Origin of the sequence: Streptomyces luteolifulvus, from assembly GCF_008806595.1 — a bacterium.
Classification (GTDB): Bacteria; Actinomycetota; Actinomycetes; order Streptomycetales; family Streptomycetaceae; genus Streptomyces; species Streptomyces luteolifulvus.
Genome location: NZ_VZRB01000001.1, coordinates 445,088 through 469,841, shown reverse-complemented (window position 1 = coordinate 469,841; position 24,754 = coordinate 445,088). Strand labels below are relative to the sequence as shown.

The following is a 24,754-nucleotide window of genomic DNA, read 5'->3' as shown; positions in this document are numbered from 1 at the left end:
CCCACCCGGGTCACACCTCCCCGGCCGGCCGGAACGCTCCCTCGACGCGGCGCGGGCGCTGAGCCTGGCTCCCAGTGACGGTGCCCCGGTGCGGCACACCGTCCCTGACCCAGCGGCGCTGCGGCGAGTGGGCGGACGTTCCCCGGTCGGGCGTCCGGTGGTGGACTCGGCCGAACCTACCGGCCCCCTGCCGCCGCCTGTCAACAGCCGTTTGACCTGCGGATATCTATCCAAAGACCTGATCAGCGCAGAGGATGCGCAGGTCGCGCGACGGGGCGGTGACGGTGGATCCGCACCGCGCCACCCCGGGAGATCACTCGCCCGGCCGTACGAAAACCGTTCGCCCGCCCACCACGGTGCGCAGGCAGACCGGGAGGTCGCGGCCCGGGGTCAGATCGGGCAGGCCGGGGGTGCCGGAGCGGGGGTCGGTCGACCAGCGGGCGACCCGGTCGTCCGGGGCCTGGACGACCAGCTCACCGGTGTGCCACACCGCGTAGTCCGCGGGCGCGCCCGGCACCAGGATGCCCGCATCGTCCCGGCCGACGGCCCGCCAGCCGCCGCGCGTGTGGGCGGTGAACGCGGCGCGCACGGAGACGCGGTGCTCGGGGGTGCGATGGAAGGCGGCCGCGCGGATGGTGCCCCACGGGTCGAGGGGAGTGACCGGGCTGTCGGAGCCGAAGGCGAGCGGGACGCCCGCGCGCAGCAGGGCCGCGAAGGGGTTGAGCGTGCGGGCCCGCTCGCCGCCCAGGCGCTGGGCGTACATGCCCTCCTCACCGCCCCACAGCGCGTCGAAGGCGGGCTGGACGGAAGCGGTCAGACCGAGCTCCGCGAAGGCCGCGACCGTCTCGGGGGTCAGCATCTCGGCGTGCTCGACACGGTGGCGGGCGGCGCGGACCCGGGCGAGGCCGGTCTTCTCGGCGGCGGCGCGCACGCCCTCCACCACGGCCGTCACGGCGGCGTCACCGATCGCGTGGAAGCCCGCCTGGAGGCCCGCCTCGGTGCAGGCGACCACGTGGGCGGCGACGGCGGCCGCGTCCAGGTAGGCGGTGCCCGTGTGGCCGGCGTCGGCGTACGGCTGGTGCAGGCAGGCGGTGTGGGAGCCGAGGGCGCCGTCGACGAACAGGTCTCCCGCCGCGCCGGCCGCGCCGAGCTCGCGCGCCTTGTCGACACCCTTGTCGCCCTGCTCGGCCCAGTAGCCGACCACGCGCGGGCCCGGAGCCTCGCCCGCGAGCCGCAGCAGGCCGGTGAAGTCGTCCTCCGAGGAGATCTCCGGGCCGCCGCACTCGTGGACGGTGCCGATGCCGAGGGAGGCGGCCTGTGCGAGCGCCGAGCGCTGGGCCTCGGTGCGCTGTGGGGCCGTGACGGCGGCGAAGGCCGCGGCGCGTACGGCGTGGTGGGCGTCGCTGGTGAGGGGAGCGTCCGCGCGGGGCAGCTCCCCGGGGACCCTGTCGATGAGCGCCGTGGTGACGACCGCCGAGTGGACGTCGATCCGGCTGAGGTACAAGGGGCGTCCGCCGGTGGCCCGGTCGAGCTCGGCGCGCGTCGGCGGGCGCCCGCCGGGCCAGCGCGCGGCGTCCCAGCCGTGACCGAGCAGCACGCGGTCGGCGGGCCGGGCGGCGGCGAAGTCCCGGACGAGGACGAGGGCCTCCTCCAGGGAGGCGGCGCCGGACAGGTCGAGGCCGGTCAGGGCGAGACCGGTGGCGGTGGTGTGCACATGTGCGTCGGTGAACGCGGGGGTGACGAGGGCTCCGTCGAGGTCGATCACCTCGTCGACACCCTCCGCGAAGGCCTCGGCGGCGCCCTCGGAGCCGACCCAGGCGACATGTCCGCGCTCCACGACCATCGCCGTCGCGAACGGGTCGGCGGGGCTGTGGACCTCGCCACGGCGGAGCAGGACGGTCTTCGGCTCGGGGGTGCGCTCACTCATGGGGAACAGTCTCGCGCCTCGCCCGAGCCGCCCGGCACGCAGGTGGGTCAGATCCGCGGGGGTCGTGCCTCGTACGGCGTCGACAGCACCACCGTCGTGCGCGTGGAGACCCCGGCCAGCGAGCGCAGCCGGGCGAGCAGTTCCTCCAGTTCGTGCGGGGTGGCCACGCGCACCTTGAGGATGTAGTTCTCGTCGCCCGCGACGCTGTGGCAGGCCTCGATCTCGGGGACGTCGGCGAGCCGGTCCGCTATGTCGTCGGGGGCGCTCGGGTCGAACGGCTTCACCGAGATGAAGGCGGTCATGGGCAGCCCCACGGCTTCGGGGTCGACGACCGCGGCATAGCCGCGGATCACACCGCGCTGCTCCAGCCGGCGCACCCGCTGGTGCACGGCCGACGTGGACAGCCCCGTGGCCTTGCCCAGGTCTGTGTAGCTCATCCGCCCGTCCTTGACGAGCAGCTGCACGATCTGTCGGTCGAGCTCCTCCATGGCGCAAGAACCTACAGTGCGCCTGATCGCCTCGGATACCCGAGCAGCGCAGGTCATACCCGGTTCGTGATGCGGACGAGTGCGGCCTGCGAGCCGTCCGGGGGACGGCCGGGCCGCCATGAGCACCTGCGCATGGCATGTGACGAACGCCACACGCCATGGAAGGCCTGCGGGATGGTCTCGTGATTACCGTCGGGACGTGGCGGGAAGTGCTTGCTGTGGTCGAGGCCGCAGAGCCTTCACGGCCCAGCCCGAGGGGGAGAATCCCATGCAGAGTCTTAAGCGCCCTGGTCGTACCGCGCCCAAGCGGCTCCAGCCGGTCGTCGAGCCCGAGCCGGAGGGCGTCGAACCCGACGCCTTCGACGACGAACCCGACGCGTACGACACCTTCGAGATGTACCGGGTGACCTGCCCGGACTGCGCGCAGCCCATCGCCCTGCTGGCGGACGAGGACGTCCTGCCCGAGCACGCGCTGTGCGCCTCTCCGTGGAACCCGTTCGGGCTCACGGTCTGCCCCGGCACGGGCCGTGGTGCCGCCGACGCCCGCCCCGCCGACGCGTCGATGAAGCCCCAGGAGCAGGACACCGCCCTGCTGTTGACGCTCCCTCAGGGACTCGACTGGCGGATGCAGCCCTTCTCGCACGTCGGCGGCCCGGGCTCACGCCCCATCAGGGTTCCCGCCATGCGGCGCCAGGCCGCCTGAGCGGCACGCTCGCCCTTCTCCTGCGACCTGTCCCGGTCCCAGTAGCTGCCCTGCACCATGGCTCGCAGGCTGCCGTGGTGCAGGATCAGTGTGTCCGGATCCGGCGGGACGGCGGCCTCACCGAAGTGCACCTGACAGTTGGCGACGCCCTCATCGCGCGGCCAGAGTTCCTCCAGCCGCCGGAAGGCGTCCTCGATGAGCGGTGAGCGGCGAGCGGGCGAGATCGTCAACCACCCATGCGTAGTGGCACGTTGAGCCGTGACATGGCGGCGCAGCGCGTCCCCCTCACCGGGAAGCGTGAGAAACCCGGCCTCCTTCTCCGGGACTTGGTCGTGCAGCCCGGCCAACAGACCGATCGTGGCCGCCTCCACGCGTTCCATGGCGAAGAACGACGCGCCGAGTGGGCCGGGATCCTACTCCAGCCACAGCACACGCGGCACGGGCACGTCCGAGTGCTCGGCGACCAGACGCATCGTGCGGTACTGACGGGCCATGTCGTACGAAGGGGACACGGTGTACGCCGCCGGATCCGCGGCTAGCCGCAACGCGCAGGGACGGTTGGGGTGCTCGATCGCGAAGAGCAGGGTCTCGCTGGACATGCCGTTGGACGCGGGGACGGTGACGTCGACGGCTTTGGCTCCCGGGCAGCCTGGTGCCGAGCTCAGGCCGTGAGCCGACGCGTGATCTCCTTCGGATCGCGGGTGCTGGTACGCGGGCGGGGTGCCGTGGCCATGTCGCCGGCCCCCTACGGTGCGACCGAGTCGAAACCGGTGAAGCCGCTCGGGTCGTGCCGCCCGAACGAGCCGTGCTCGATGTTGAGGGAGCGGTGACCGTCGGCGCCCTCCTGGGTGATGACCATCAGGAAGCGGTCCTCGAAGCGGACCGGGCACCAGATCCAGTGGAAGCCCTCGGTCGGGTGCTCCTCGACGAACCGCCCGCCCTCCTCGCCGGGCAGGGGCCGCACCCCCCAGCTGCGGTCGCGGGTGCCGGTCCACTCGGCGGCGGTGAGCCGGGCGCCGCGGCGCTGGAGGTGGTGGGGTTCCCCGAGGGCGGGGGAGCCGGCGGTCCAGGTGAGGTCGTACGACAACAGGTGGTCGTCGCACGGGGGCGGTCATCGGGCATGGTCGGCCTCCCTGACGGCGTTCGGCTGGCGGTACGTCACACGGCCGTCGGAGGCCGGATACGGGGAGGGACATCCGGAACGCACGCCCGATTCCGCCGACCGGTGACCTGTCCGCCCTCGGGCGCGTTGCCCTGGTATGACCCCCACCTACACAGCGACCGGGCGTCAGCGGCTGGTGTTCGTGCCCGCGCCGGCAGAATCGGTTCGGCCCCCGGCGCCGCCGCAGGCCCAGGACCCGCCCATCTACAGCGCCCTGATGCGCACCTGGGCCGACCGGGGCCGCACCCTGCCGGGGCGCCACGATCCGGAGTGGGTCCGGCTGGCGGCGCCCCTGGTCACACTGGGCCAGTTCAGCGCGTCTCGGGACCAGCGAGGTGACGGGCGATGACCATCCGCTGGATCTGGTTGGTGCCCTCGACGATCTGCAGGACCTTGGCCTCGCGCATGTAGCGCTCGACCGGGAAGTCCGCGGTGTAGCCGTACCCGCCGAGGATCTGGACGGCGTCGGTGGTCACCTTCATCGCGGCGTCGGTGCAGTGCAGCTTGGCCATGGCCGCCTGCTTGGCGAAGGGCCGCCCGGCGTCCCGCAGCCGGGCCGCCGCCAGATACAGCGCCCGGCCGGACTCGATCTGGGTCGCCATGTCGGCGAGCATGAAGCGCAGCCCCTGGAAGTCGGCGATCGGCCGCCCGAACTGCCGCCGCCCGGTGGCGTAGGCGACGGCCTCGTCGAGCGCCGCCTGGGCCAGTCCGATCGCACAGGCCGCGATGCCGAGCCGTCCGGAGTCGAGCGCGGACAGGGCGATCGCGAAGCCCTGGCCTTCCTCGCCGATGCGCCGCTCGTCCGGGACCCGGACGCCGTCGAAGTGGACCTGAGCGGTGGGCGAGCCCTTCATGCCCATCTTCTTCTCGGGCACCGCACCGCCCAGGCCGGCCGCGTCACCGGGCACCAGGAAGGCGGTGATCCCGCGCGGACCCTCCTCGCCGGTACGTGCCATGACCGTGTAGAAGTCGGCGATGCCGCCGTGCGTGATCCAGGCCTTGGTCCCCGTGATCACCCAATCGTCGCCCTCCCGCACGGCCTTCGTGCGCAGGGACGCGGCATCGGAACCGGACGAGGGCTCGGAGAGGCAGTACGCGCCGAGCAGGCCGCCGCCGAGCATCGCGGGCAGATGCTCGACCTGCTGCTCCTTGGTGCCGTAGGCGGCGAGGCCGTAGGAGGCCAGGGTGTGCACGCTGACACCGAGTCCGACGGTGAGCCGGACCGCGGCGAGCTCTTCGAGCACCTGGAGGTAGACCTCGTAGGGCTGGTCGCCGCCGCCGTACTCGGAGTCGTACGGCAGGCCGAGCAGCCCCGATTCGGAGAGCAGGGTGAAGACCTCGCGCGGGAAGCGTCCGGCGTCCTCCTCCTCGGCCGCCTTCGGGGCGATCTCGCGCTGCGCGATGTCGCGGACGAGCGAGATCAGATCCCGGGCCTCGTCCGTGGGCAGTTGACGGTCCACCGGCTGCGGGGCGCGGTCGGGCATGGCGACGCTCTCCTCCCTTTTCGGGCACTGGCGGACGCGGCCCGTTGTGGGGCGGCTCCGCCGGTCGTACAGGGTGCTGGCCGATGCTCGCACTCCCGGGTCTCGGAAGCTGCTGACCAGCGGCTCTGCGCTGTGAGTATGCCCGATCGGACGCATCGAGTCACCAGTTAACGACCGCTCACTTCAGTGAATTCCCACCGTGATCGAATGCGCCGGAATTGGTCCGAACCATTGACCAAGTGGTCTAGTCCTCCTACGGTTTCGGTTCGACGCCTCCCCGCGTTCATGCCAATCGGCGTGCGATCCCTCCCTGTCCTGCGAGGAGACACCCGATGCACACCCCGCTCCGCCCCCGCCCCCGCTCCCGGTTCCGGGCGTCCGTGTCCGCCGGCTGCTGCGCCGCCCTCGGCGCCGCGCTGCTCGCCGGCGCGGGCACCGCGACCGCCACCGAGCCCGGCTCCGCCGCAGCCGGGACGCACGGCGCGCCTGGCGCGCCCGGTGCGCACGGCTCCAAGGTTGTGGGCTACTTCACCGACTGGGGCATCTACGACCGCGAGTACTACGTCAAGAACATCGAGACGTCCGGCTCCGCGGACAGGCTCACCCACATCAACTACGCCTTCGGCAATGTCACCGGCGGCAAGTGCGCCCTCGGCGACTCCTGGGCGGACACCGACAAGCCGTTCACCGCGGAGCAGTCCGTGGACGGCGCGGCCGACACCGCGGAGCAGCAGCTCAGCGGCAACTTCAACCAGCTGCGCAAGCTGAAGAAGCTGCACCCGAACCTCAAGGTCATCTGGTCGTTCGGCGGCTGGAACTGGTCGGGCGGCTTCGGCGAGGCGGCCAAGGACCCGGCGGCCTTCGCCCGGTCCTGCCACGACCTGGTCGAGAACTCCCGGTGGGCCGATGTCTTCGACGGCATCGACATCGACTGGGAGTACCCCAACGCCTGCGGGCTGACCTGCGACACCAGCGGGCGGGAGGCGTTCCGGGACGTGATGAAGGCCCTGCGCGCCACGTTCGGCAAGCGGGCGCTGGTCACCGCGGCGATCACGGCCGACGCCTCCAGCGGCGGCAGGATCGACGCGGCGGACTACGCGGGCGCGGCGCGGTACGTCAACTGGTACAACCCCATGACCTACGACTACTTCGGCGCCTGGGCCGCCACCGGCCCGACAGCCCCGCACTCCCCGCTGACCTCCTACCCGGGCATCCCGGCGGAGGGCTACAACACCGCCGCCACCATCGCCAAGCTCAGGAGCCTGGGCATCCCGTCCTCGAAGCTGCTGCTCGGCATCGGCTTCTACGGACGCGGCTGGACCGGCGTCACCCGGGCGAAGCCGGGCGGCACGGCCACCGGTCCGGCGGCGGGGACGTACGAGAACGGCTTCGAGGACTACAAGGTGCTGAAGACCAAGTGCCCGGCGAACGGCACCGTCGGGGGCACCGCGTACGCCAAGTGCGGCAGCGACTGGTGGAGTTACGACACTCCCAAGACCATCAAGGGGAAGATGAGGTTCAAGAAGGCACAGCGCCTGGGCGGCACGTTCTTCTGGGAGCTGAGCGGGGACACGGCCGATGGTGAGCTGATCAGGGCGATCAACTGACGGGACCCACGGGGGACTCGGGGCGGAGGACCACGAGCCTCCGCCCCTTGCCGTCGTGTCGTCCTGCTGCCCTGTCGTCCTGCCCCCGGTGCCGCTGCCGTCAGCCGTCCCGGCGGGCCGGCCGCGGGGCCGGGTGGGCGGGGTCCAGTTCCTCGATGGCGCGCATCGTACCGCCGAGCGTCCTGACCAGCAGCTCGCACATGGTGGCGCGGGACAGTTCGGGGCGGGCGATCCAGTCGAGGGTGGCGCCCTCGACGCTGCACACCCAGGCGAGCAGGCCGATACGGGCCAGCGGGGCGATGTCGACGCGCCCGTACGCCCCTTCGGCGATGGTCGAGACGATCGCCGCGCGCACCCCGTCCCGGACGGCGTGCACCTCGGTGTCGAAGCCGACTCCCCCGCTGACGATCGTGCGGTACGCGGCCTGGTTGTGCTCGGCGTAGCGCAGATAGCTGTCGATGGTGCGGTGGACCCGGTCCACCGGGGGCAGTTCGAGTCCGCTCGCCGCGTAGGTGACCAGGTCGGCGACGGAGTCCTGGATTATCGCCAGGTAGTAGCCGCGCTTGGACTGGAAGTAGTAGTAGATCAGCCCCTTGGCGACATGGGCCTGCCGGGCGATGTCGTCCATCGAGAGCGCGTCGTACGAAGTGTCGGCGAACAACCTCCGCCCGATGGAGATGAGTTCGGCGCGACGGGCGGCCGAACGCTCGGTGCCGCGCGCCCGGGGGCGGACAGCTGCGCGCTGCTGACTGATATTCAATTTCGACCCTGGTCTCCAACGGGCGGCGGGACACCCGCAGTATGGCAGGTCGGTATGGATCAGGTCACAGCAGGCCGAGCTGGGTCACAAGCATCGCGAACACCACGACGAGGGTCCATCCCATGACGTGCTCGAGGACCTTCGGACCGTCGCCCTCGGGCCCGCCGGTACGGGGGCGGGAGGCGGTGGCTGAGTGTGCGGTCATGGTTGTCCACCTTGCCACCGGAAGCGGCTTTTGAGGTGGAGACGTTGGTCACATGAGAAGGCCCCCGGCGCACCGGGGGCCTTCCGTTCGCCGTTCCGGGCCCACGCCCGGAGCGGGCTCAGCGCACGCCCACGGCCGCGAGCGCCTTGCGCCGGCGCGCGGTCGGGTGTGCCGGGAAGTACAGGTAGCAGACACCGCCGGTACCGGAGACCACCTTGCCGGAGGCGTTGTACCGCTTGGTTCTGAGCCAGATGTTCTCCCACTCGCGCCGGTTGTAGACGCGCCGGACGGCCACGTCGCTCGGGGAGGCCGGGTCGTTGGCGATCACATCGCCGTCCGCGGTGAAGCCGATCACCGTCATCAGATGGCCCGCGGTGCCGTAGCCCGCCCCCGTGAGCTCGTCCTTGCGGAACGACTGGGACGTTATGGCCGGGATGCCGGCCGCGATCAGCGTCTCCAGGTCGGTGAGCGAGCCGAGCCGGGTGACCACGCCCTGGAGGTCCGGGAAGGTGGCCGCGTAGGCGGCGTTGAACGGCCAGTTGCCGCAGCCGGCGTACTGGTAGTCGTAGGTGTACCGGGCCGCGTGGCACACCTGTGGGTCGGCGTAGGCCGGGTCGACCCAGGCCAGCTGTTCCGGGGTGAGCCGGCCGCCCCAGTACTCGATGATCATCTGCGAGGAGGTGGGGCTGCACCAGGCCTCGCCGCCGTTGTCGTACTCGGGGTACTGGCCGGCGTGGATCTCCTGGGAGTAGCGCGGGACGATCAGCTCCCGGGCGAGGCCCGGGGTGGAGGCCGGGACCGTGAACCGGCCGGGGATGTCGGAGCCCATCGCACCGAGCCGCCAGACGGTGGGCGTGAGCTGTGTGCCGGGCCTGCGGTAGAGGGTCAGCCGCAGACGGTACGAGGTCAGGCGCAGGCCGGTCGTGGCGTCGTCGATGGCGAAGGTGTCCGTCCAGACGGTGCTCCTGCCGTCCGTCTGGTCGTCGACGGAGGTCCGCCTGATGTCCTGGTCGCCGACCGCCCAGCGGCCCATCACGTACCAGGGCGTGTTCGTGCCGTCGGAGTACGTGCCGGTCAGCTCGACCTGGAGCCACGTGCCGGCCGGGGTGTGTGCGTTCCAGGAGGCGACCGCCTCGGTGGAGGGGACGGTGAGCCCGTGGACGGGGGACGTCCAGGTTCCGTACTCCCAGGCGGCGGTGGTGCCGGTGTGCGGGTCGGTGTAGTCGGCGGTGCCGGCCGGGGTGCCGAGGACGAGGCCGGGGCGGGCGCCCGCGACCGCTCGGGTGCCGTTTCTCGCACCGCTTAACCAGTCGGCGCAGGTGATCCAGGCACGGTTGTCGACCGGGCGGGACGGCACCTGCGCCAAGTCCACGGCGTCGGCCGCGGTGTCGGCGGCCGCCGGGGCCGCGCTGCTGGTCACCGCCGCGGCGACGGCGGCGGCAAGGACGGTTCTACGGGACGGCTGTTCGGATCTGCTCATGGGCGGAATGACCCCCAGGTGTCCGAGTCGGGGCAGGTCCAGTGCGCGTTCGTCCACCGGCTGGCGCGCGGTGGTGCGCCAACTATGGCCGCAGCGGCCATGGTCCGGCCAGCATCTCGGGCCGTGCCACGCCCATGAATATGGGTCTGGACCACTGGCATGACCTGCTGCGGGACGGTCCCGGCGCGGTCGGACACGCCGCGCCGGGACCGATGGGCCGATCGACCGATGGACCAAGAGGCCGATGGCCGATGGCCGATCGTCAGATGAGATCCATCGCGGCCACCTCGTCCGGGCGGCCGTAGCTCACCGGACCGCGGAAGCGGCGGCGGGCGGTGGCGAACCACCACACCGTGGCCACGAGCAGCACGACGCCCAGGGCGATCGGGGCGTAGTTGAAGGAGTCGGCGGTGATCGGCGAGGCCTGCGGCAGCATGAACAGGACGCTGCTGAGTAGGATCCAGGTCACCGCCACGGCCCCGACAGGCCGGCCCCAGCGGCCGAGGTGCCACGGCCCGGGCTGGAACTCGTCGCCGAGCCGCAGCCGCAGGAAGATCGGCACGGCGTAGGCGAGGAAGAGCCCGACCACGTTCACGCTGACGATGGCGGTGAACGCCGTGTGCGACCACCAGCCCGGCAGCACGAGGGCCAGCGAGCAGACGACCGCCAGCCAGACCGCCTTGACGGGGGTGCGGGTGCGCGGGGAGACCGAGTGCCACCAGCGCGAGCCGGGCATCGCCCCGTCCCGGGAGAAGGCGAAGATCTGCCGCGTGTTGCTGGTGAGATTGGCCAGGCCGCAGAAGAGCATGGCCCCGATCACGATCAGCAGCAGTGCCTTGGCGGTGCCGAGGCCGAGCCCGTCGATCAGGATCTGGACGGGAGGCGCGGACGCGCCCGCCACACGGTCGTAGTCATGAATGCTCAGGACGAGCGCGAGCACCAGGATCAGTCCGGTGATCGCCGAGTAGCCGATCGCACGAGTGATCCCCCTGGGGGCGTTCACCGTCGCCCGGACGGTTTCCTCGGACATGTGGAAGCTGCCGTCGAAGCCGGTGAAGGTCCAACTGGTGAACAGCAGGCCGAGCAGGCCGCCGTACAGCCCGCTCGTGAAACCGGTGTTGTTCACGAAATGCGTCACGAAGGACGCCGAGCGGTGCTGGTCGGGCATGACGATCAGCGTGCTCACGATGATCACGAGCCCGGTCAGCAGCCACCAGACGGAGATCCGGTTGAGGACGGCGACCAGGTGCACGGTGTACGTGTTCGCGAGGCCCTGGAGCACGATGATCAGGGCCGTGATCAGGACCGTCCGGTGGGCTGTCGGCTCGTACGAGGGCCACTGGAGGGTGATGAACGCCTGGACGAAGGTGGCGGCGGCGTAGCCCGTGGCGGCCGTGCCGCCGACCTGGCCCACGAAGTTCAGCCAGCCCGTGTACCAGGACCAGGCGCCCTTGTGCCGCCTGGCGAGTTTCCCGGCGGAGAAATACAGCGCCCCGCTCGTCGGATAGGCCGAGGCCACTTCCGCCATCGCTGCTCCCACGAAGAGCACCATGACGGAGACACCGATCCAGCCGAAGACGAGAATGCGCGGGCCGCCCGCGTTCAGACCGAATCCAAAGCCGGAGAAAATACCGGAGATGATGTTGATGATGGTGAATGAGATGGCGAAATTGTCGAACGCCTTGAAGCGGCGGGTGAGTTTTCTCGGATAACCCATCGCATGCAGGGTGGCGTCGTCGTCGAGCAGGTCCGGATCGGCTTCCCCGCGGGTTCGGGCACGCGGGACCGATATCCGTTCTGACAAGGGTCTGCCTTTCTCTCGGTGGGGGGTTGGGTGGGGCTCAGGCGGCTCCCGGCACGGGGAGGCCGCAGGCACGGCGCGCCCGCGACAGCTGGTCCGCCGGTTCACCGAAGACGCTCCAGGGCATCCGGGAGGCGTACGGACCCATCGCCGTGAACACCGCGCGGGCCTCGAACTCGCGCCCGCCCATGACCAGCGCATGCGCGAGGTATGCCAGGTCGAGCACCGGCGTGAAGCGGTAACCGGCCACCGCGGGCAGCCAGTTCTGGTAGACCGCGAGCGCGGCCGAGCGCCACTGCGGCTGCTCCCAGACCCGGTCGGCGAGCAGCTGGGTCGGGTTGTAGCTCTCCACCAGCGCGACCAGCGGGAGCAGCCGCAGCGGCGAGTCCGCGGGCGCCCGCTGGCCGAGGAACGCGGCGACGTCCCAGGCCGCGTTCACCGAGCCGCCGTACCGGGTGAAGAAGCACGCCAGGAAGCGGTGGTGGGCCTCACGGTGCCAGGGGTCGAGCGACAGGATGTGCGAGAACAGCCGCCAGGGTCCCGGCGGTGCGGTCAGCAGCCCGTGCGGCGCCGGGTCGCGCAGCCGGTGCAGCCGTGCCATGGCCAGCTTGGCCACCCAGGGGGTGGGATCGGCGGGGTGGGCCGCCGCGGCCCGGTCGCAGGCGGCCAGCGCCATCCGCTCCAGCGCCTCGGCCCGCGGATCGTGGGCGTCGGCCGCGCGCAGCGCCCGCAGCACGGCGACCCGCGCCCACATCAGGGCGGCCTCGGGAGTGGGGTCCTCGTCCAGCCAGCGCTCGGCGAGGTCGGAGTCGGCCGCCTCCGAGGCCAGGACCAGGGAGCGGTGGCCGCGCAGCCCGAAATCTCCCCGTGTCTCGGCCAGGGCTTCCTGGGCGCTGTGACTACGGCCGGCCCGTACGTCGACGCAGACGCTCGCGAGCAAACGGTCGTCGGCCGCCGGATGCCACACATACTGCCCCTCGAATAACCCCGCGGCCATCTGCTCCTGTCCATCCCCGTTACGACGTCTCGCAGTTGAACACCAGGCACCCTACTCAGCGGCACGGGCACTGGGAACGCCGATTTCGACATAACGGACGGGGTTTTCCGACGACATCGGAGAAGACAAGAGCAAGACTCAACAACTAGTTCAATGCGACACTATTTCCGGGCCCATGAGCCCCTGGCGCTAGAATGTTCCAACGAAATATGCTCGCCCCACTCCTTCGAGGAACAGCCATTCACGAGCTCGCCTCCCGGCTCCGCCGTCTGCCCCCGTCCTGCGGCCCGGTGCGGCTGATCGGCATCGACGGGCACGCCGGCTCCGGAAAGTCCACGTTCGCCGGACAGTTGGCCCGGGCCCTTGCGGGCGCACCCGTACTGCACCTCGACGACATCGCCAGCCACGACGAAATGTTCGGGTGGACCGGGCGACTGCTGGCCCAGGTGATCGAACCGCTCGGCCGCGGCGAGAGCGCGCACTACGCCACCTACGACTGGCGGGCTCGCCGCTTCGGCCCGACGCACACCCTGCCGCCCGCCCCCGTGATCCTCTTGGAGGGAGTCGGCGCCGGCCGCCGCGCCCTGCGCCCGCATCTGGCGCAGCTGCTGTGGATGGAGCTGCCGCACGAGGAGTCGTGGACCCGCGGCCGGTCACGGGACGGCGAGGAGCAGCGGGAGTTCTGGGCCGGCTGGGTCCGGGCGGAGCGCCGGCACTTCGCCGAGGACCCCTCCCGGCCCTACGCGGACCTTCTGGTACGGCAGTACAGCGAGGGATACGAGGTGCTCAGGGGGCCTGCCGGGACATGTGGACCGGACCGGCCCCTCACACACGGTGACGGACCATCCGCAATGTGCTGAACGTGTGAAGAACCCCTGCGCTGGAACTTTCCGGAGTGCTTCAACTCGGCTTGACCGGGGGCCCGTACAGGACTTACGTTCTCAATGTGCGGCTATCGGAAGTCGCCCACAGTCGCGAAGCCCCCGGTTGTTCCCCCGTGATCGGGGGCTTCGTTCTGCCCTCTCTGGGTGATCCGGGCGCCGCGGGGCCTGATGTCTTCACCCTCGGTCACCACGCTCGATGCGCCCCATCTGCTCCCACCTCGTCAAACGGCCCGTGCGGCACCCTTCGGCGGGCGAGGCCGTCGCGGGTACGATGCCCTCGGTGCGACACAGGGACGGCAGCTCTGCGCACCGTCGCAACTCCGGTCCGCGGCACGGCCGTTGGACCACAGCGCCGACGGGCGACGGCCCGTCGGTGAACCAGCGGGGGCACGGTTTGTGGGGGACGTGATGGACTTCGGCACGCAGGGCACCGAGGCCCCGGCCGACCTCGCCTGGCTGCGGGGTGTGGATGCCTACACGATGGGTGCCTATCCGCAGGCGGAGGAGGAGTTCCGGGCCGCGGTGCGCATCGATCCCGGGATGGCCGACGGCTGGCTCGGGCTGCACGCGCTGCGCGTCGACACGACGACCGCGTTACTGCGCATGTTCCGGCACCGGGAACGCTTCGGCGAACAGCGCGCCCGGCACCGTCGCACCCTGAACTCCTGGTACTGGCTGGGCTGGTGGGTGCAACCCGTCCTGGAGAGCCCCCGCGATCTGCTGCTCGCGCACGCCTCCCACTGGCTGGACGGCCGGCACGTCCCGGAGCTGGACCGGGCCCTCGCCGGACTGCCGCCGGTCGACGCCGACCACCAGGTCCGCTTCCTGCACGCCTGCCGCGCCTATCTGGTCAAGGACTGGGAGCAGCTGGTCCGGCACACCGACCCGCTGCTCGACGACCCCATGCTCGGCATCGAGGCCGGTCTGTTCGGCGGCATGGCCCGCGTCCGCCTGGAGATGTACGGGCAGGCCGAACCCCTCCTGTCGGCCGCTCTGATGCGCTGCCGCAGCGAACAGCCCCAGCGCAAGGAGCTGCGCTACTGGCTGGCGCGGGCGCACGAGGGCACGGGCCGCAGCGCGGCCGCCCTCCCCCTGTACCGGGCCGTGCACCGCGTCGACCCGGCGTTCATGGACACCTCGGCCCGCCTCGCGGCGATCGCCGAGGGTGACGGCTACGACGACCCCGCCGACCTCGCGGCGATCACGCTCACCGGCCTCGGGCAGGACGCCCTGGAGGGGCCGGACTGCCTCGACCCGCTGTTCGGCACCGAAGGACGGGACCTGAGGCTGACGGAGCCCGAGCCGTCGCCGGCCGGCCCGCTGCCGTCGGTGACCGGACCGGCCGTGCGCGAGAAGAACGCACCGGTGCCGCCGCTGCCCGCGGGACCCACCGATCCCGTGCTGCTGGAGGAGGCGCTCGCCGAGCTGGAGCGCATGGTGGGCCTGGAACCCGTGAAACGCCAGGTGAAGGCGCTCTCCGCCCAACTGAACATGGCCCGGCTGCGCGCCGGTCAGGGCCTGCCGGTCCAGCCGCCCAAGCGGCACTTCGTCTTCTCCGGTCCCTCCGGCACCGGCAAGACCACGGTGGCCCGCATACTGGGCCGCGTCTTCTACGCCCTGGGGCTGCTCGGCGGCGACCATCTGGTCGAGGCCCAGCGGGCCGACCTGGTCGGCGAGTATCTCGGCCAGACCGCGGTGAAGGCGAACGAGCTCATCGACTCGGCGCTCGGCGGAGTCCTCTTCGTCGACGAGGCCTACTCCCTGTCCAACTCCGGCTACGGCAAGGGCGACGCATACGGCGACGAGGCCCTTCAGGTGCTGCTGAAACGGGCCGAGGACAACCGCGATCACCTGGTGGTCATACTCGCCGGCTACCCGGAGGGCATGGACCGCCTTCTCGCCGCCAATCCCGGGCTGTCCTCCCGCTTCACCACCCGCGTCGACTTCCCGTCGTACCGCCCCCTCGAACTGACCTCGATCGGCGAGGTGCTGGCCGCGGAGAACGGGGACGTGTGGGACGAGGAGGCGCTCGACGAGCTGCGCTCCATCGCCGGGCACGTGGTCGACCAGGGATGGATCGACGAGCTGGGCAACGGGCGGTTCCTGCGGACCCTGTACGAGAAGAGCTGTGCCTACCGGGACCTGCGGCTGTCGATGTATCCGGGCACGCTGTCCCGGGACGACCTGTCCACGCTCCGGCTGCCGGATCTGATGCAGGCGTACGGCGAGGTGCTGTCGGGCCGGGGCCCGCAGGATCCGTCGGCGATGTGACGGACCCCGCGGACCGGCCGGCGGTCGTCACGTCAGCCCGCCAGCGCCCCCTCGGGCTCGCCGCTCGCCCGCGGCTCCGCCACCCTGATCGTGTGCGGCGTCTTCCGGTGCGCGGGATCCGTCACCTCGCCGACCAGCAGCTCCAGCACGTCCTCCAGCGCGACCAGCCCCAGCACCTTCCCGGACGCGTCCGCCACCTGCGCCAGGTGGGTCGCGGCGCGGCGCATCACCGTCAGGGCGTCGTCCAGGGGCAGTTCGGACCTGAGGGTCGTCATGGGACGCCACAGCTGCTGCGGTACGGCCCGTTCGGAGTCCTCCAGGTCCAGTACGTCCTTCACATGCAGATAGCCCATGAAAGCGCCCGTCTCGGCGGCCACCGGGAAACGGGAGTACCCGGTGCGGGCGGTGAGCCCGACGATCTGCCCCGGGGTGACCGCCGGGCTGACCGTCACCAGGGACTCGCGCCGCAGCAGCACGTCCGTCACCGGGCGGGAGCCCAGCTCCAGGGCGTCCTCCAGGCGTTCCTGCTCCTCGGGGGCGAGCAGACCGGCCTGCCCGGAGTCCTCCACCAGCCGGTTGAGCTGTTCGCTGGTGAAGACCGCCTCGACCTCGTCCTTGGGCTCGACGCGGAAGAGCCGCAGGATGCCCTGGGCGCAGGCGCCGAGCGCCACGGTGATGGGCCGGCACAGGCGGGCGAAGGCGACCAGGCCGGGGCTGAGCCACAGCGCGGCCTTCTCGGGGGCCGCCATGGCGAGGTTCTTCGGGACCATCTCGCCGATGACGAGATGGAAGAAGACCACGGCGGCGAGCGCGATCACATAGCCGAGGGGGTGGATCATCCCGTGCGGCAGATGGATCCACTCGAAGACCGGCTCCAGCAGGTGCGCGACCGTCGGCTCGGCGACCGCGCCCAGGGTCAGCGAGCACACGGTGATGCCGAACTGGGCGGCCGCCATCATCTGCGGCAGCCGCTGAAGGCCGTACAGGACCTGCCGGGACCGCGCGGTGCCGAGCGGCTCGATCTGGCTGCGGCGCACGGAGACGAGCGCGAACTCGGCGCCGACGAAGAAGCCGTTGGCGAGCACCAGCAGCGCGGCGAAGAGGAGTTGGAGCATGCTCATCGGGCGGCCTCCACGACGGTCCCCGTTCTGACCAGGCGGACCCGCTCGGCGCGGTAGTGGCCGACCCGGCGCACGGACAGCCGCCAGCCGGGCAGTTCGGCCCGGTCGCCGACGGCCGGGATCCGGCCGAGCAGATCGGCGACCAGACCGGCGACGGTCTCGTACGGTCCCTCGGGCACATCGAGGCCTATGCGCTGCAGCACGTCCACACGGCAGCTGCCGTCGGCGTCCCAGGCGGGCCTGCCGTCCTCCGGCAGGGCGGCGGCCAGTTCGGGCAGGTCCTGTCCGTCGTGCTCGTCGCGGACCTCACCGACGATCTCCTCGACGATGTCCTCCAGCGTGACCACACCGGCCGTGCCGCCGTACTCGTCGACGACGACCGCGATGGGCTGTTCGCTGCGCAGCTGGGCCAGCAGCGGCTGCACGGGCAGGGTCTCGGGCACCAGCAGCGCCGGGCGGGCGATACGTCCCACCGGGGTGCGCAGCCGGTCCTGCGAGGGGACCGCGAGGGCGTCCTTGAGGTGGACCATGCCGACGATCTCGTCGATCTTCTCCCGGTAGACGGGAAAGCGGGACAGACCGGTCGCGCGGGTCAGGTTGACCACGTCCTCCGCGGTCGCCGACGACTGCAGCGCGCTGACCTTCACACGCGGGGTCATCACGTGCTGCGCGGTCAGCTCGCCGAGCGACAGCGTCCGGACGAAGAGGTCGGCGGTGTCCTGCTCCAGGGCACCGGCCTGCGCGGAGTGCCGGGCCAGGGAGACGAGTTCGCCGGGGGTGCGGGCGGAGGCCAGCTCCTCGGCCGGCTCGACGCCCATCGCGCGGACCAGGCGGTTGGCGACGGCGTTGAGGCCGGCGATCACCGGCCGGAACAGCCGCGCGAAGGCGTGCTGCGGGCCGGCGACGAACCGCGCGACCTGCATGGGCCGGGACACCGCCCAGTTCTTGGGCACGAGTTCGCCGATCACCATCTGCACCGCGGAGGCGAGGAGCATGCCGACGGCCACGGCGACACCGGACACGGCTCCCTCGGGGATGCCGACCGCGGCGAACGGGCCGTGCAGCAGCGCGGCCAGCGCGGGTTCGGCGAGCATGCCGACGACGAGGGAGGTGATGGTGATGCCGAGCTGGGTGCCGGAGAGCTGGAAGGACAGCTCCTTGAGCGAGTCGGCGACCTTACGGGCCCGTCGGTCGCCGTCGGCGGCGGCCCGTTCCGCGTCCGTGGCCTCGACGGTGACCAGGCCGAACTCGGCCGCGACGAAGAAGCCGTTGGCGAGAATCAGCACGAAGGCTGCCGCGAGCAGCAGCAACGGGGTGGTCATGATGCCGCCGCCGGCGCGTACGCGCGGACCGGGTCCGCGGTATGTCGGCAGGGGGCGGCGCAGGTACTACAGGACGATCCGTCCATCGCCGGAGGGTGTCACTCCTCGGGTAGCAGGAACCCCTGGGCGCCGGGCGGCACACAGGGGCGGAGACGCAGCGAAACGCGCCTCCGCCAACAGATTAATCAAGACACGGGGCTGTGCGGCAGGGTCGGCGGCCGTGAGTCAGTCTTCATGGTGCGTGGGGCGGCCTTGAAGTGGCGCGAGTCACCCGTGCTGCGGCCCGGGATCCTTGATGGACCGGGCCTCGGCCAGCGCCCGCAGGGTGCGCGCGTCGTCGATGGCCCGCTGCTTGGCGATCCCCGGCTGGATGCCGAGCGCGGGCAGGCTGGTGCCGTCGCTGAGGTCGAGGAACACCCACGGGTCGCCGGGCCGCAGGTTCACCCGGAGGATTTCGGCCCAGTCGAGACGGCGCCTGCCGGCGATGTTGACGACGGTGACGCCGGACTCGTCGGCGACGACCTTCGGCCGGGACAGCACGAGCAGCACGCCGAAGAGCATCGCCCCGGTGAGGACGAAGCTGAGGCGCTCCCCCGCGCTGAGCTTCTCCAGCAGCATCGCGATCGTCGTGATGACGGCGAAGATGGCGCTTCCGGCGGTCAGCAGGACCGCGCGGGTGCGGCCCGGCCGGAAGGTGACGGGAAGGGTGGGCAGGTCGGACATCTCTCCGCGACCCCTCAGAGCCGGCACGCGTGGATGGCGGTGGTCAGGATGGCCCGTGCGCCGATGTCGTACAGGTCGTCCATGATCCGCTGCGCTTCCTTGGCGGGGACCATCGCACGGACGGCGACCCAGCCCTCGTTGTGCAGCGGCGAGACGGTGGGCGATTCCAGGCCCGGGGTGAGCGCGACGGCCTTCTCGAGCTGCTCGACGCGGCAGTCGTAGTCCATCATCACGTACGTCCGGGCCACCAGGACACCCTGGAGGCGGCGCAGGAACTGCTGCACCTTGGGGTCCTCGGCGTCGGCGCCGCTGCGCCGGACGACGACGGCCTCCGACTTCATGATCGGCTCGCCGATGATCTCCAGGCCGGCGTTGCGCAGCGAGGTGCCGGTCTCGACGACGTCCGCGATGACCTCGGCGACACCGAGCTCGATGGCGGTCTCCACGGCGCCGTCGAGGTGGACGACGGAGGCGTCGATGCCGTGCTCGGCGAGGTGTCCGGCGACGATGCCCTCGTACGAGGTGGCCACCGTCATGCCGCCCAGGTCCTCGACACCGGTCGCCGTGCCCGGCTTGGTGGCGTAGCGGAAGGTGGAGCGGGCGAAGCCGAGCGGCAGGATCTCCTCGGCCTTCGCACCGGAGTCGATCAGCAGATCGCGCCCGGTGATGCCGATGTCGAGGCGGCCGGAGGAGACGTAGATCGCGATGTCGCGGGGGCGGAGGTAGAAGAACTCGACCTCGTTCTCCGGGTCGACGATCCGGAGTTCCTTCGACTCTCGGCGCTGCTGGTAGCCGGCCTCATGCAGCATCTCCGCCGCAGGGCCTGACAGGGAACCCTTGTTGGGGACGGCGATGCGCAGCATGAGGTCGGCTTCCTTCGTTCGTTCGTACGGTGCTGGGGTGCGAGGTGCGGCTCAGAGGTGGGCGTAGACGTCGTCCAGGGAGATCCCGCGGGCGACCATCATCACCTGGACGTGGTAGAGCAGCTGCGAGATCTCCTCGGCGGCCGCCTCCTTGCCCTCGTACTCGGCGGCCATCCAGACCTCGGCGGCCTCCTCGACGACCTTCTTGCCGATGGCATGGACGCCCTTGCCGACCAGCTCTGCGGTGCGGGAGGTGGCGGGATCGCCGTGGGCGGCCTTGTGCTGGAGCTCGGTGAAGAGCTCCTCGAACGTCTTCTTGGACATGGTGGTGCCCACCCTAGCCGTTGTGCCGCCCCGCCTAGTGCCACGGTTCAGATACTGAGCGGAGGGTGGCCGCGGTGGCCACCGCCGCCGTCACCGCCTCGTGTCCCTTGTCCTCGTTGGAGCCCTCCAGACCCGCGCGGTCCAGGGCCTGCTCCTCGGTGTCGCAGGTCAGCACGCCGAAGCCGACGGGGACGCCGGTCTCGACGGAGACCTGGGTGAGGCCCTGGGTGACGCCCTGGCACACGTAGTCGAAGTGGGGGGTGCCGCCGCGGATCACGACGCCGAGGGCGACGACCGCGTCGTACCCGCGGCCCGCGAGGACCTTGGCGGCCACCGGGAGCTCCCAGCTGCCGGGGACCCTGAGCAGGGTCGGCTCGTCGATACCGAGCTCGTGCAGGGCGCGCAGGGCGCCGTTCACCAGTCCGTCCATCACCGTCTCGTGCCACTGTGCCGCGATGACGGCGACCCGCAGGTCCCCGACATTGCGTACGGACAGTTCCGGTGCACCCTTGCCGCTCACGTCTCTCCTCGTTGTTCTCTTACTGGTTGCCGCAGGTGGACGCGGGGGCCGCGTCCAGCCAGGGCAGGTCGTGCCCCATCCGGTCCCGCTTGGTGCGCAGGTAGCGGAGGTTGTGCTCGCCCACGGTCACGGGCATCGGCTCGCGTCCGTTGACCTTGAGGCCGTGGCGCAGCAGCGCGTCGGTCTTCTCGGGGTTGTTCGTCATCAGACGCAGGCTGCGGACGCCGAGGTCCGCCAGGATCTGCGCGCCGGCGCCGTAGTCCCGGGCGTCGGCGGGCAGGCCGAGCTCCAGGTTGGCGTCGAGGGTGTCGCGGCCGCGCTCCTGGAGCTCGTACGCGCGCAGCTTGGACATCAGCCCGATGCCGCGTCCCTCGTGGCCGCGCAGATAGACGACCGCTCCCCGGCCCTCGGCCTGGATGCGGGCCAGGGAGGCGTCCAGCTGGGGTCCGCAGTCGCAGCGCAGGGAGCTGAAGACGTCACCGGTGAGGCATTCGGAGTGGACGCGCACGAGGACGTCCTCGCCGTCGCCGATCTCGCCGTGCACCAGGGCGACGTGCTCGACCCCGTCGACGGTGGAGCGGTAGCCGTACGCCGTGAACGCGCCGTGGGCGGTGGGCAGCCGCACCTCGGCCTCGCGGCGGACGGTGGGCTCGGCGGCCCGGCGGTAGGTGATCAGGTCCTCGATGGAGATGATCGTCAGGCCGTGCTTGCGGGCGAACGGGATCAGCTCGGGCAGGCGCAGCATCCGGCCGTCCTCGCCGGCGATCTCCACGATCGCGCCGGCCGGGCGCAGTCCGGCGAGGCGGGCGAGGTCGACGGCGGCCTCGGTGTGGCCGTTGCGGACGAGCACCCCGCCCGGCCTGGCGCGCAGCGGGAAGATGTGGCCGGGGCGGACGAAGTCGTCGGCCCCTGCGGTGCCGTCGGCGAGCAGCTGAAGCGTGGTGGCGCGGTCGGAGGCGGAGATCCCGGTGGTCACCCCGTGCGCGGCGGAGGCGTCCACGGTGACGGTGAACGCGGTCTTCATCGACTCGGTGTTGTCCTCGACCATCTGCGGGAGCTCGAGCCGGTCCAGCTCGTCGCCCTCCATGGGGGCGCAGATCAGTCCCCTGCACTCGCTCATCATGAAGGCGACGATCTCGGGGGTGGCCTTCTCGGCGGCGATGACGAGGTCGCCCTCGTTCTCCCGGTCCTCGTCGTCGACGACCACGACGGGGCGGCCGGCCGCGATGTCGGCGATGGCCTGCTCGACGGGGTCGAGGGACCAGTCCTCGATGTCGGTGCTGTAGAGGATGGGGGCCGTTGTCATGCGGGCACTCCTTCCAGGACGGGCCGCGAGTCCCTGCGGGAGCGCAGCCACCAGTCGCGCATGCCCCACAGGACGAGTGCGCCGTAGATGATGTAGACGAAGCCGGAGAAGGCGAAGCCGTTGGCGAAGTTGAGGGGCACGCCGACCAGGTCGACGAGCAGCCAGGCGAACCAGAACTCGACCATGCCGCGCGCCTGGGCGTACATGGCGACGATCGTGCCGACGAAGATGTAGGCGTCCGGCCAGGGGTCCCAGGACAGCGACGGGTACGCCTTGAAGAGCAGCGCCACGGCGACCGTGCCGAATGCGGCGGCACCGGCCAGGGCCGTGCGCTCGCGCCAGGTGGCGAACCGGACGGCGACGCCGCCGTCCTGCGCCTGGCCCTTGCCGCGGTTCCACTGCCACCAGCCGTACACCGCGACCGCCATCACGACGATCTGCTTGCCGGCGCTGCCGGAGAGGTGCGCGGTGGCGAAGGCCGCGAAGAGGACGACTCCCGAGACGAACTGGGCGGGCCAACTCCAGATGGAACGCCGCCAGCCGAGCGCGAGGGCGATCAGGCCGATCACGTTGCCGATCGTGTCCGACCACTTGATGTGCTGGTCGAACAGCGTGAACGCCTCGGAGTTGAGCCAGTTCACCGGGTGGCCCCCTGACTGCCCAGCAGCCGCTCGACGTACTTGGCGATGACGTCGACCTCGAGGTTGACGGGGTCGCCGGGCTGCTTGTGGCCGAGGGTGGTCAGCGCGAGGGTGGTGGGGATGAGGCTGACGGTGAAGTGGTCGGGGCCGGCGTCGACGACGGTGAGGCTGATGCCGTCGACGGTGATGGAGCCCTTCTCGACCACGTAGCGCGTGAGGTCCGCGGGGAGCGAGATCTTCACGATCTCCCAGTTGTCGGACGGCGTGCGCTCCAGGACCGTGCCGGTGCCGTCGACATGGCCCTGGACGATGTGCCCGCCGAGGCGCGCGCCCACGGCCATGGGGCGTTCGAGGTTGACGCGGGAGCCGACGGTGAGGGCGCCGAGGCTGGAGCGCTTGAGGGTCTCCGCCATGACGTCGGCGGTGAATTCGTCGCCCTCGTGCTCCACGATGGTGAGACAGACGCCGTTGACGGCGATCGAGTCGCCGTGCCGCGCGCCCTGGGTGACGACCGGTCCACGCAGACGGAAGCGGGAGGCGTCGTCGAGGATCTCGACGGCGGTGACTTCACCCAGCTCTTCGACGATTCCGGTGAACACTTCCCGGGTCCTCCTGCCTCATGGGGGCACGGACTCCGGGGCTGTCGATGACGACACAATGAACGAGCAGGGACACCGGGGGCGACGCCGGACGGAGCTCGCCTGATGGCGAACCGATACGGCGGCGCGCACGAATGCCCGCCCGCCGCGCACTGCCTCCCATCCGGACTTTAACCGTCGGTCCAGGAATTTCACCTGGTCAACCGGCCGCTGGAGGCGACCGGGTCGCGGACTGTAACCGCCGGTTCGGACTTTCACCGACCCCGGAGTGCGCTGCTTCTGGTACAGAGCCAGTGTGCCACGCCCGGTCGGCGTCCATACGGGCGAACCGTGTGGGGTCGATCACAAGGTTCGCGACTGGACTTCTCGGACGGGCCGGGCGACCCAACTCGCTCACGGGCGGGGCGGCTTGAGATTGGTCCATACCTATTGACCCGTATGGTCTAGTCCTTTTAGGGTCTGCCCGGGTGAGGGGCTTCCGCCCTCCCCGCGCCGACCGGCCCGGCGGCGGTGACGACGGCCCTTGCCCGTCGCCGGGTCACTCATCACCCCGCTCCCCCGCTCTGGCAGGGTGAACGCATGACGAGCGCGATCGCCGACGAGTTCGAACGCCACCGCCCCCGGCTGTTCGGCCTGGCCTACCGGATGACGGGCTCCGCCGACGAGGCCGAGGACACGGTCCAGGACGCGTATCTGCGGTTCAGCGGGGCCGACCGTGCGGCCATCGAGCACCCCGCGGCCTGGCTCGCGAAGGTCGTCACCAACCTCTGCCTCACCCGGCTGACCTCGGCCAGGGCCCGGCGCGAGCGGTATGTGGGGACCTGGCTGCCGGAGCCCGTGGTCACCTCGGACGGCACGCTCGGCCCCCTGGAGTCCGCCGAGCAGCGGGACGCCGTGTCCCTGGCGATGCTGATCCTGCTGGAACGGCTCACACCGACCGAACGGGCCGTGTACGTGCTGCGGGAGGCGTTCGGGTACGGGCACCGGGAGATCGCCGACGCGCTGGACCTGACCGAGGCCAACTCCCGCCAGCTGTACCGGCGGGCCGTCCATCGCATCGGTGAGCCGCGGTCCCGTTTCGAGCCCGCGTCGCCCGAGCGCCAGGAGGAACTGGTCACCACCTTTCTCACGGCGGCCCGCGAGGGCGATCTGGCCGGGCTGGAGAAGCTGCTCGCGGACGACGTCACCTGGTGGAGCGACGGCGGCGGCAAGGTCTCCGCCGCGCTGCGGCCGATCGAGGGGCGGGAGAAGGTCGTCCGGTTCCTGGTCGGCATCGCACAGAAGTTCACGGCGGACCTGCACTTCACGGTGGCCGAGGTCAACGGCATGAGCGGACTGGCCGCATGGGCCGGCGACTCGCTCGTCGGCGTCCTCGGATTCGAGCGGCGCGACGGGCTGATCGTGCGGGTGCGGGCCATAGTGAATCCGGACAAGCTGGAATACGCCGCCCGTCAGCTCACGCGCCCGTAGAAAGAAGCCCCGGGAGGTTGTCACATTTCCCGGCGGCTGTCCGGTCCCAGCTGACGAAGGGCACTCCACCCGGGGCGCCCGTGTCCGAAAGGGCGG

Annotated in this window: 25 protein-coding genes, 1 pseudogene and 1 riboswitch; of the genes and pseudogenes, 6 read left to right on the top strand and 20 right to left on the bottom strand. The window is 71.2% G+C overall.

Annotated features, from left to right (window positions below; translation table 11 throughout):
* Positions 1–313: 313 nt before the first annotated feature.
* On the bottom strand, positions 314–1,927 hold the full coding sequence (locus tag F7R91_RS02215; RefSeq protein WP_150943810.1) for an amidohydrolase: 1,614 nt from the start codon (positions 1,925–1,927) through the stop codon (positions 314–316).
* Between the two features lie 47 nt (positions 1,928–1,974).
* Complete coding sequence (locus F7R91_RS02210; protein WP_150943808.1) at positions 1,975–2,415, bottom strand: Lrp/AsnC family transcriptional regulator; 441 nt, start codon at positions 2,413–2,415, stop codon at positions 1,975–1,977.
* Between the two features lie 268 nt (positions 2,416–2,683).
* Here F7R91_RS02210 and F7R91_RS02205 point away from each other — a divergent pair, with 268 nt between their 5' ends.
* Entirely contained in the window at positions 2,684–3,118 is a 435-nt protein-coding gene (locus F7R91_RS02205; RefSeq protein ID WP_150943806.1) for a hypothetical protein, read from the top strand.
* On the opposite strand, the gene F7R91_RS43975 is transcribed toward F7R91_RS02205, so the two are convergent.
* The 3 genes and pseudogenes from F7R91_RS43975 to F7R91_RS02195 form a co-directional block, all read right to left on the bottom strand.
* Complete coding sequence (locus F7R91_RS43975; protein WP_331000523.1) at positions 3,022–3,498, bottom strand: protein kinase family protein; 477 nt, start codon at positions 3,496–3,498, stop codon at positions 3,022–3,024. The genes F7R91_RS02205 and F7R91_RS43975 overlap by 97 nt on opposite strands.
* Positions 3,499–3,531: 33 nt before the next feature.
* A complete protein-coding gene (locus tag F7R91_RS43970; protein ID WP_331000522.1) occupies positions 3,532–3,717 on the bottom strand; it encodes a protein kinase family protein in 186 nt (61 codons plus the stop codon).
* Positions 3,718–3,932: 215 nt separating this feature from the next.
* A pseudogene (locus F7R91_RS02195) lies at positions 3,933–4,220 on the bottom strand (hypothetical protein); the annotation flags it as partial.
* Between the two features lie 157 nt (positions 4,221–4,377).
* Here F7R91_RS02195 and F7R91_RS44190 point away from each other — a divergent pair.
* On the top strand, positions 4,378–4,629 hold the full coding sequence (locus tag F7R91_RS44190) for a hypothetical protein (RefSeq protein WP_150943804.1): 252 nt from the start codon (positions 4,378–4,380) through the stop codon (positions 4,627–4,629).
* Here the strand turns inward: F7R91_RS44190 and F7R91_RS02185 are convergent.
* Positions 4,592–5,764 (bottom strand): acyl-CoA dehydrogenase family protein, encoded by a 1,173-nt coding sequence (locus F7R91_RS02185; protein ID WP_150943802.1) that lies wholly within the window; start codon positions 5,762–5,764, stop codon positions 4,592–4,594. The two genes, F7R91_RS44190 and F7R91_RS02185, sit on opposite strands and share 38 nt — an antisense overlap.
* Before the next feature lie 332 nt (positions 5,765–6,096).
* Between F7R91_RS02185 and F7R91_RS02180 the strand changes: the two genes are divergently transcribed.
* Positions 6,097–7,371, top strand: coding sequence for a glycoside hydrolase family 18 protein (locus tag F7R91_RS02180; RefSeq protein WP_150943800.1), 1,275 nt, complete (start codon positions 6,097–6,099; stop codon positions 7,369–7,371).
* A gap of 100 nt (positions 7,372–7,471) precedes the next feature.
* On the opposite strand, the gene F7R91_RS02175 is transcribed toward F7R91_RS02180, so the two are convergent.
* The 5 genes from F7R91_RS02175 to F7R91_RS02155 all read right to left on the bottom strand — a co-directional run bounded on the left by F7R91_RS02175 (position 7,472) and on the right by F7R91_RS02155 (position 12,614).
* Positions 7,472–8,131, bottom strand: a complete 660-nt coding sequence (locus F7R91_RS02175) for a TetR/AcrR family transcriptional regulator (RefSeq protein ID WP_150943798.1) — start codon at positions 8,129–8,131, stop codon at positions 7,472–7,474.
* 64 nt (positions 8,132–8,195) lie between these two features.
* Complete coding sequence (locus tag F7R91_RS02170) at positions 8,196–8,336, bottom strand: SCO1431 family membrane protein (RefSeq protein ID WP_150943796.1); 141 nt, start codon at positions 8,334–8,336, stop codon at positions 8,196–8,198.
* Between the two features lie 118 nt (positions 8,337–8,454).
* Positions 8,455–9,816, bottom strand: a complete 1,362-nt coding sequence (locus F7R91_RS02165) for a peptidase C39 family protein (protein ID WP_150943794.1) — start codon at positions 9,814–9,816, stop codon at positions 8,455–8,457.
* Between the two features lie 262 nt (positions 9,817–10,078).
* The gene (locus F7R91_RS02160; RefSeq protein WP_150943792.1) at positions 10,079–11,620 is read right to left on the bottom strand and encodes an amino acid permease; all 1,542 of its coding nucleotides are present in this window, start codon (positions 11,618–11,620) and stop codon (positions 10,079–10,081) included.
* Between the two features lie 37 nt (positions 11,621–11,657).
* Entirely contained in the window at positions 11,658–12,614 is a 957-nt protein-coding gene (locus F7R91_RS02155; RefSeq protein ID WP_191971309.1) for a hypothetical protein, read from the bottom strand.
* A gap of 209 nt (positions 12,615–12,823) precedes the next feature.
* Here F7R91_RS02155 and F7R91_RS02150 point away from each other — a divergent pair, with 209 nt between their 5' ends.
* Together F7R91_RS02150 and F7R91_RS02145 are read left to right on the top strand one after the other, a co-directional pair.
* Entirely contained in the window at positions 12,824–13,474 is a 651-nt protein-coding gene (locus F7R91_RS02150; RefSeq protein WP_150943790.1) for a uridine kinase family protein, read from the top strand.
* A 432-nt stretch (positions 13,475–13,906) separates the two neighbouring features.
* Complete coding sequence (locus F7R91_RS02145) at positions 13,907–15,769, top strand: AAA family ATPase (protein ID WP_150943788.1); 1,863 nt, start codon at positions 13,907–13,909, stop codon at positions 15,767–15,769.
* 32 nt (positions 15,770–15,801) lie between these two features.
* Here F7R91_RS02145 and F7R91_RS02140 read toward each other — a convergent pair whose 3' ends face one another.
* The 9 genes from F7R91_RS02140 to F7R91_RS02100 form a co-directional block, all read right to left on the bottom strand.
* The gene (locus F7R91_RS02140) at positions 15,802–16,890 is read right to left on the bottom strand and encodes a hemolysin family protein (RefSeq protein WP_150943786.1); all 1,089 of its coding nucleotides are present in this window, start codon (positions 16,888–16,890) and stop codon (positions 15,802–15,804) included.
* Positions 16,887–18,212 (bottom strand): hemolysin family protein, encoded by a 1,326-nt coding sequence (locus F7R91_RS02135; RefSeq protein ID WP_150943784.1) that lies wholly within the window; start codon positions 18,210–18,212, stop codon positions 16,887–16,889. The genes F7R91_RS02140 and F7R91_RS02135 overlap by 4 nt, the downstream gene beginning before the upstream one ends.
* A 267-nt stretch (positions 18,213–18,479) precedes the next feature.
* Entirely contained in the window at positions 18,480–18,935 is a 456-nt protein-coding gene (locus F7R91_RS02130; RefSeq protein WP_150943782.1) for a PH domain-containing protein, read from the bottom strand.
* Positions 18,936–18,949: 14 nt separating this feature from the next.
* A complete protein-coding gene (gene hisG / locus F7R91_RS02125; RefSeq protein ID WP_150943779.1) occupies positions 18,950–19,798 on the bottom strand; it encodes an ATP phosphoribosyltransferase in 849 nt (282 codons plus the stop codon).
* A gap of 51 nt (positions 19,799–19,849) precedes the next feature.
* A complete protein-coding gene (locus tag F7R91_RS02120) occupies positions 19,850–20,122 on the bottom strand; it encodes a phosphoribosyl-ATP diphosphatase (RefSeq protein ID WP_007491392.1) in 273 nt (90 codons plus the stop codon).
* A gap of 34 nt (positions 20,123–20,156) precedes the next feature.
* Positions 20,157–20,642 (bottom strand): 6,7-dimethyl-8-ribityllumazine synthase, encoded by a 486-nt coding sequence (ribH, locus tag F7R91_RS02115; protein WP_150943777.1) that lies wholly within the window; start codon positions 20,640–20,642, stop codon positions 20,157–20,159.
* A 19-nt stretch (positions 20,643–20,661) separates the two neighbouring features.
* Positions 20,662–21,948: a bifunctional 3,4-dihydroxy-2-butanone-4-phosphate synthase/GTP cyclohydrolase II gene (locus F7R91_RS02110; protein WP_150943775.1), complete on the bottom strand. Its 1,287-nt coding sequence runs from the start codon at positions 21,946–21,948 to the stop codon at positions 20,662–20,664.
* Positions 21,945–22,589, bottom strand: a complete 645-nt coding sequence (locus tag F7R91_RS02105) for a nicotinamide mononucleotide transporter family protein (RefSeq protein ID WP_150943773.1) — start codon at positions 22,587–22,589, stop codon at positions 21,945–21,947. The genes F7R91_RS02110 and F7R91_RS02105 overlap by 4 nt, the downstream gene beginning before the upstream one ends.
* On the bottom strand, positions 22,586–23,188 hold the full coding sequence (locus F7R91_RS02100) for a riboflavin synthase (RefSeq protein WP_150943771.1): 603 nt from the start codon (positions 23,186–23,188) through the stop codon (positions 22,586–22,588). Before F7R91_RS02100 ends, F7R91_RS02105 begins: the two co-directional genes overlap by 4 nt.
* A gap of 145 nt (positions 23,189–23,333) precedes the next feature.
* Positions 23,334–23,464, bottom strand: a riboswitch (FMN riboswitch).
* Between the two features lie 303 nt (positions 23,465–23,767).
* Between F7R91_RS02100 and F7R91_RS02095 the strand changes: the two genes are divergently transcribed.
* A complete protein-coding gene (locus tag F7R91_RS02095) occupies positions 23,768–24,658 on the top strand; it encodes an RNA polymerase sigma-70 factor (RefSeq protein ID WP_150943769.1) in 891 nt (296 codons plus the stop codon).
* The last annotated feature ends 96 nt before the right edge of the window (positions 24,659–24,754 follow it).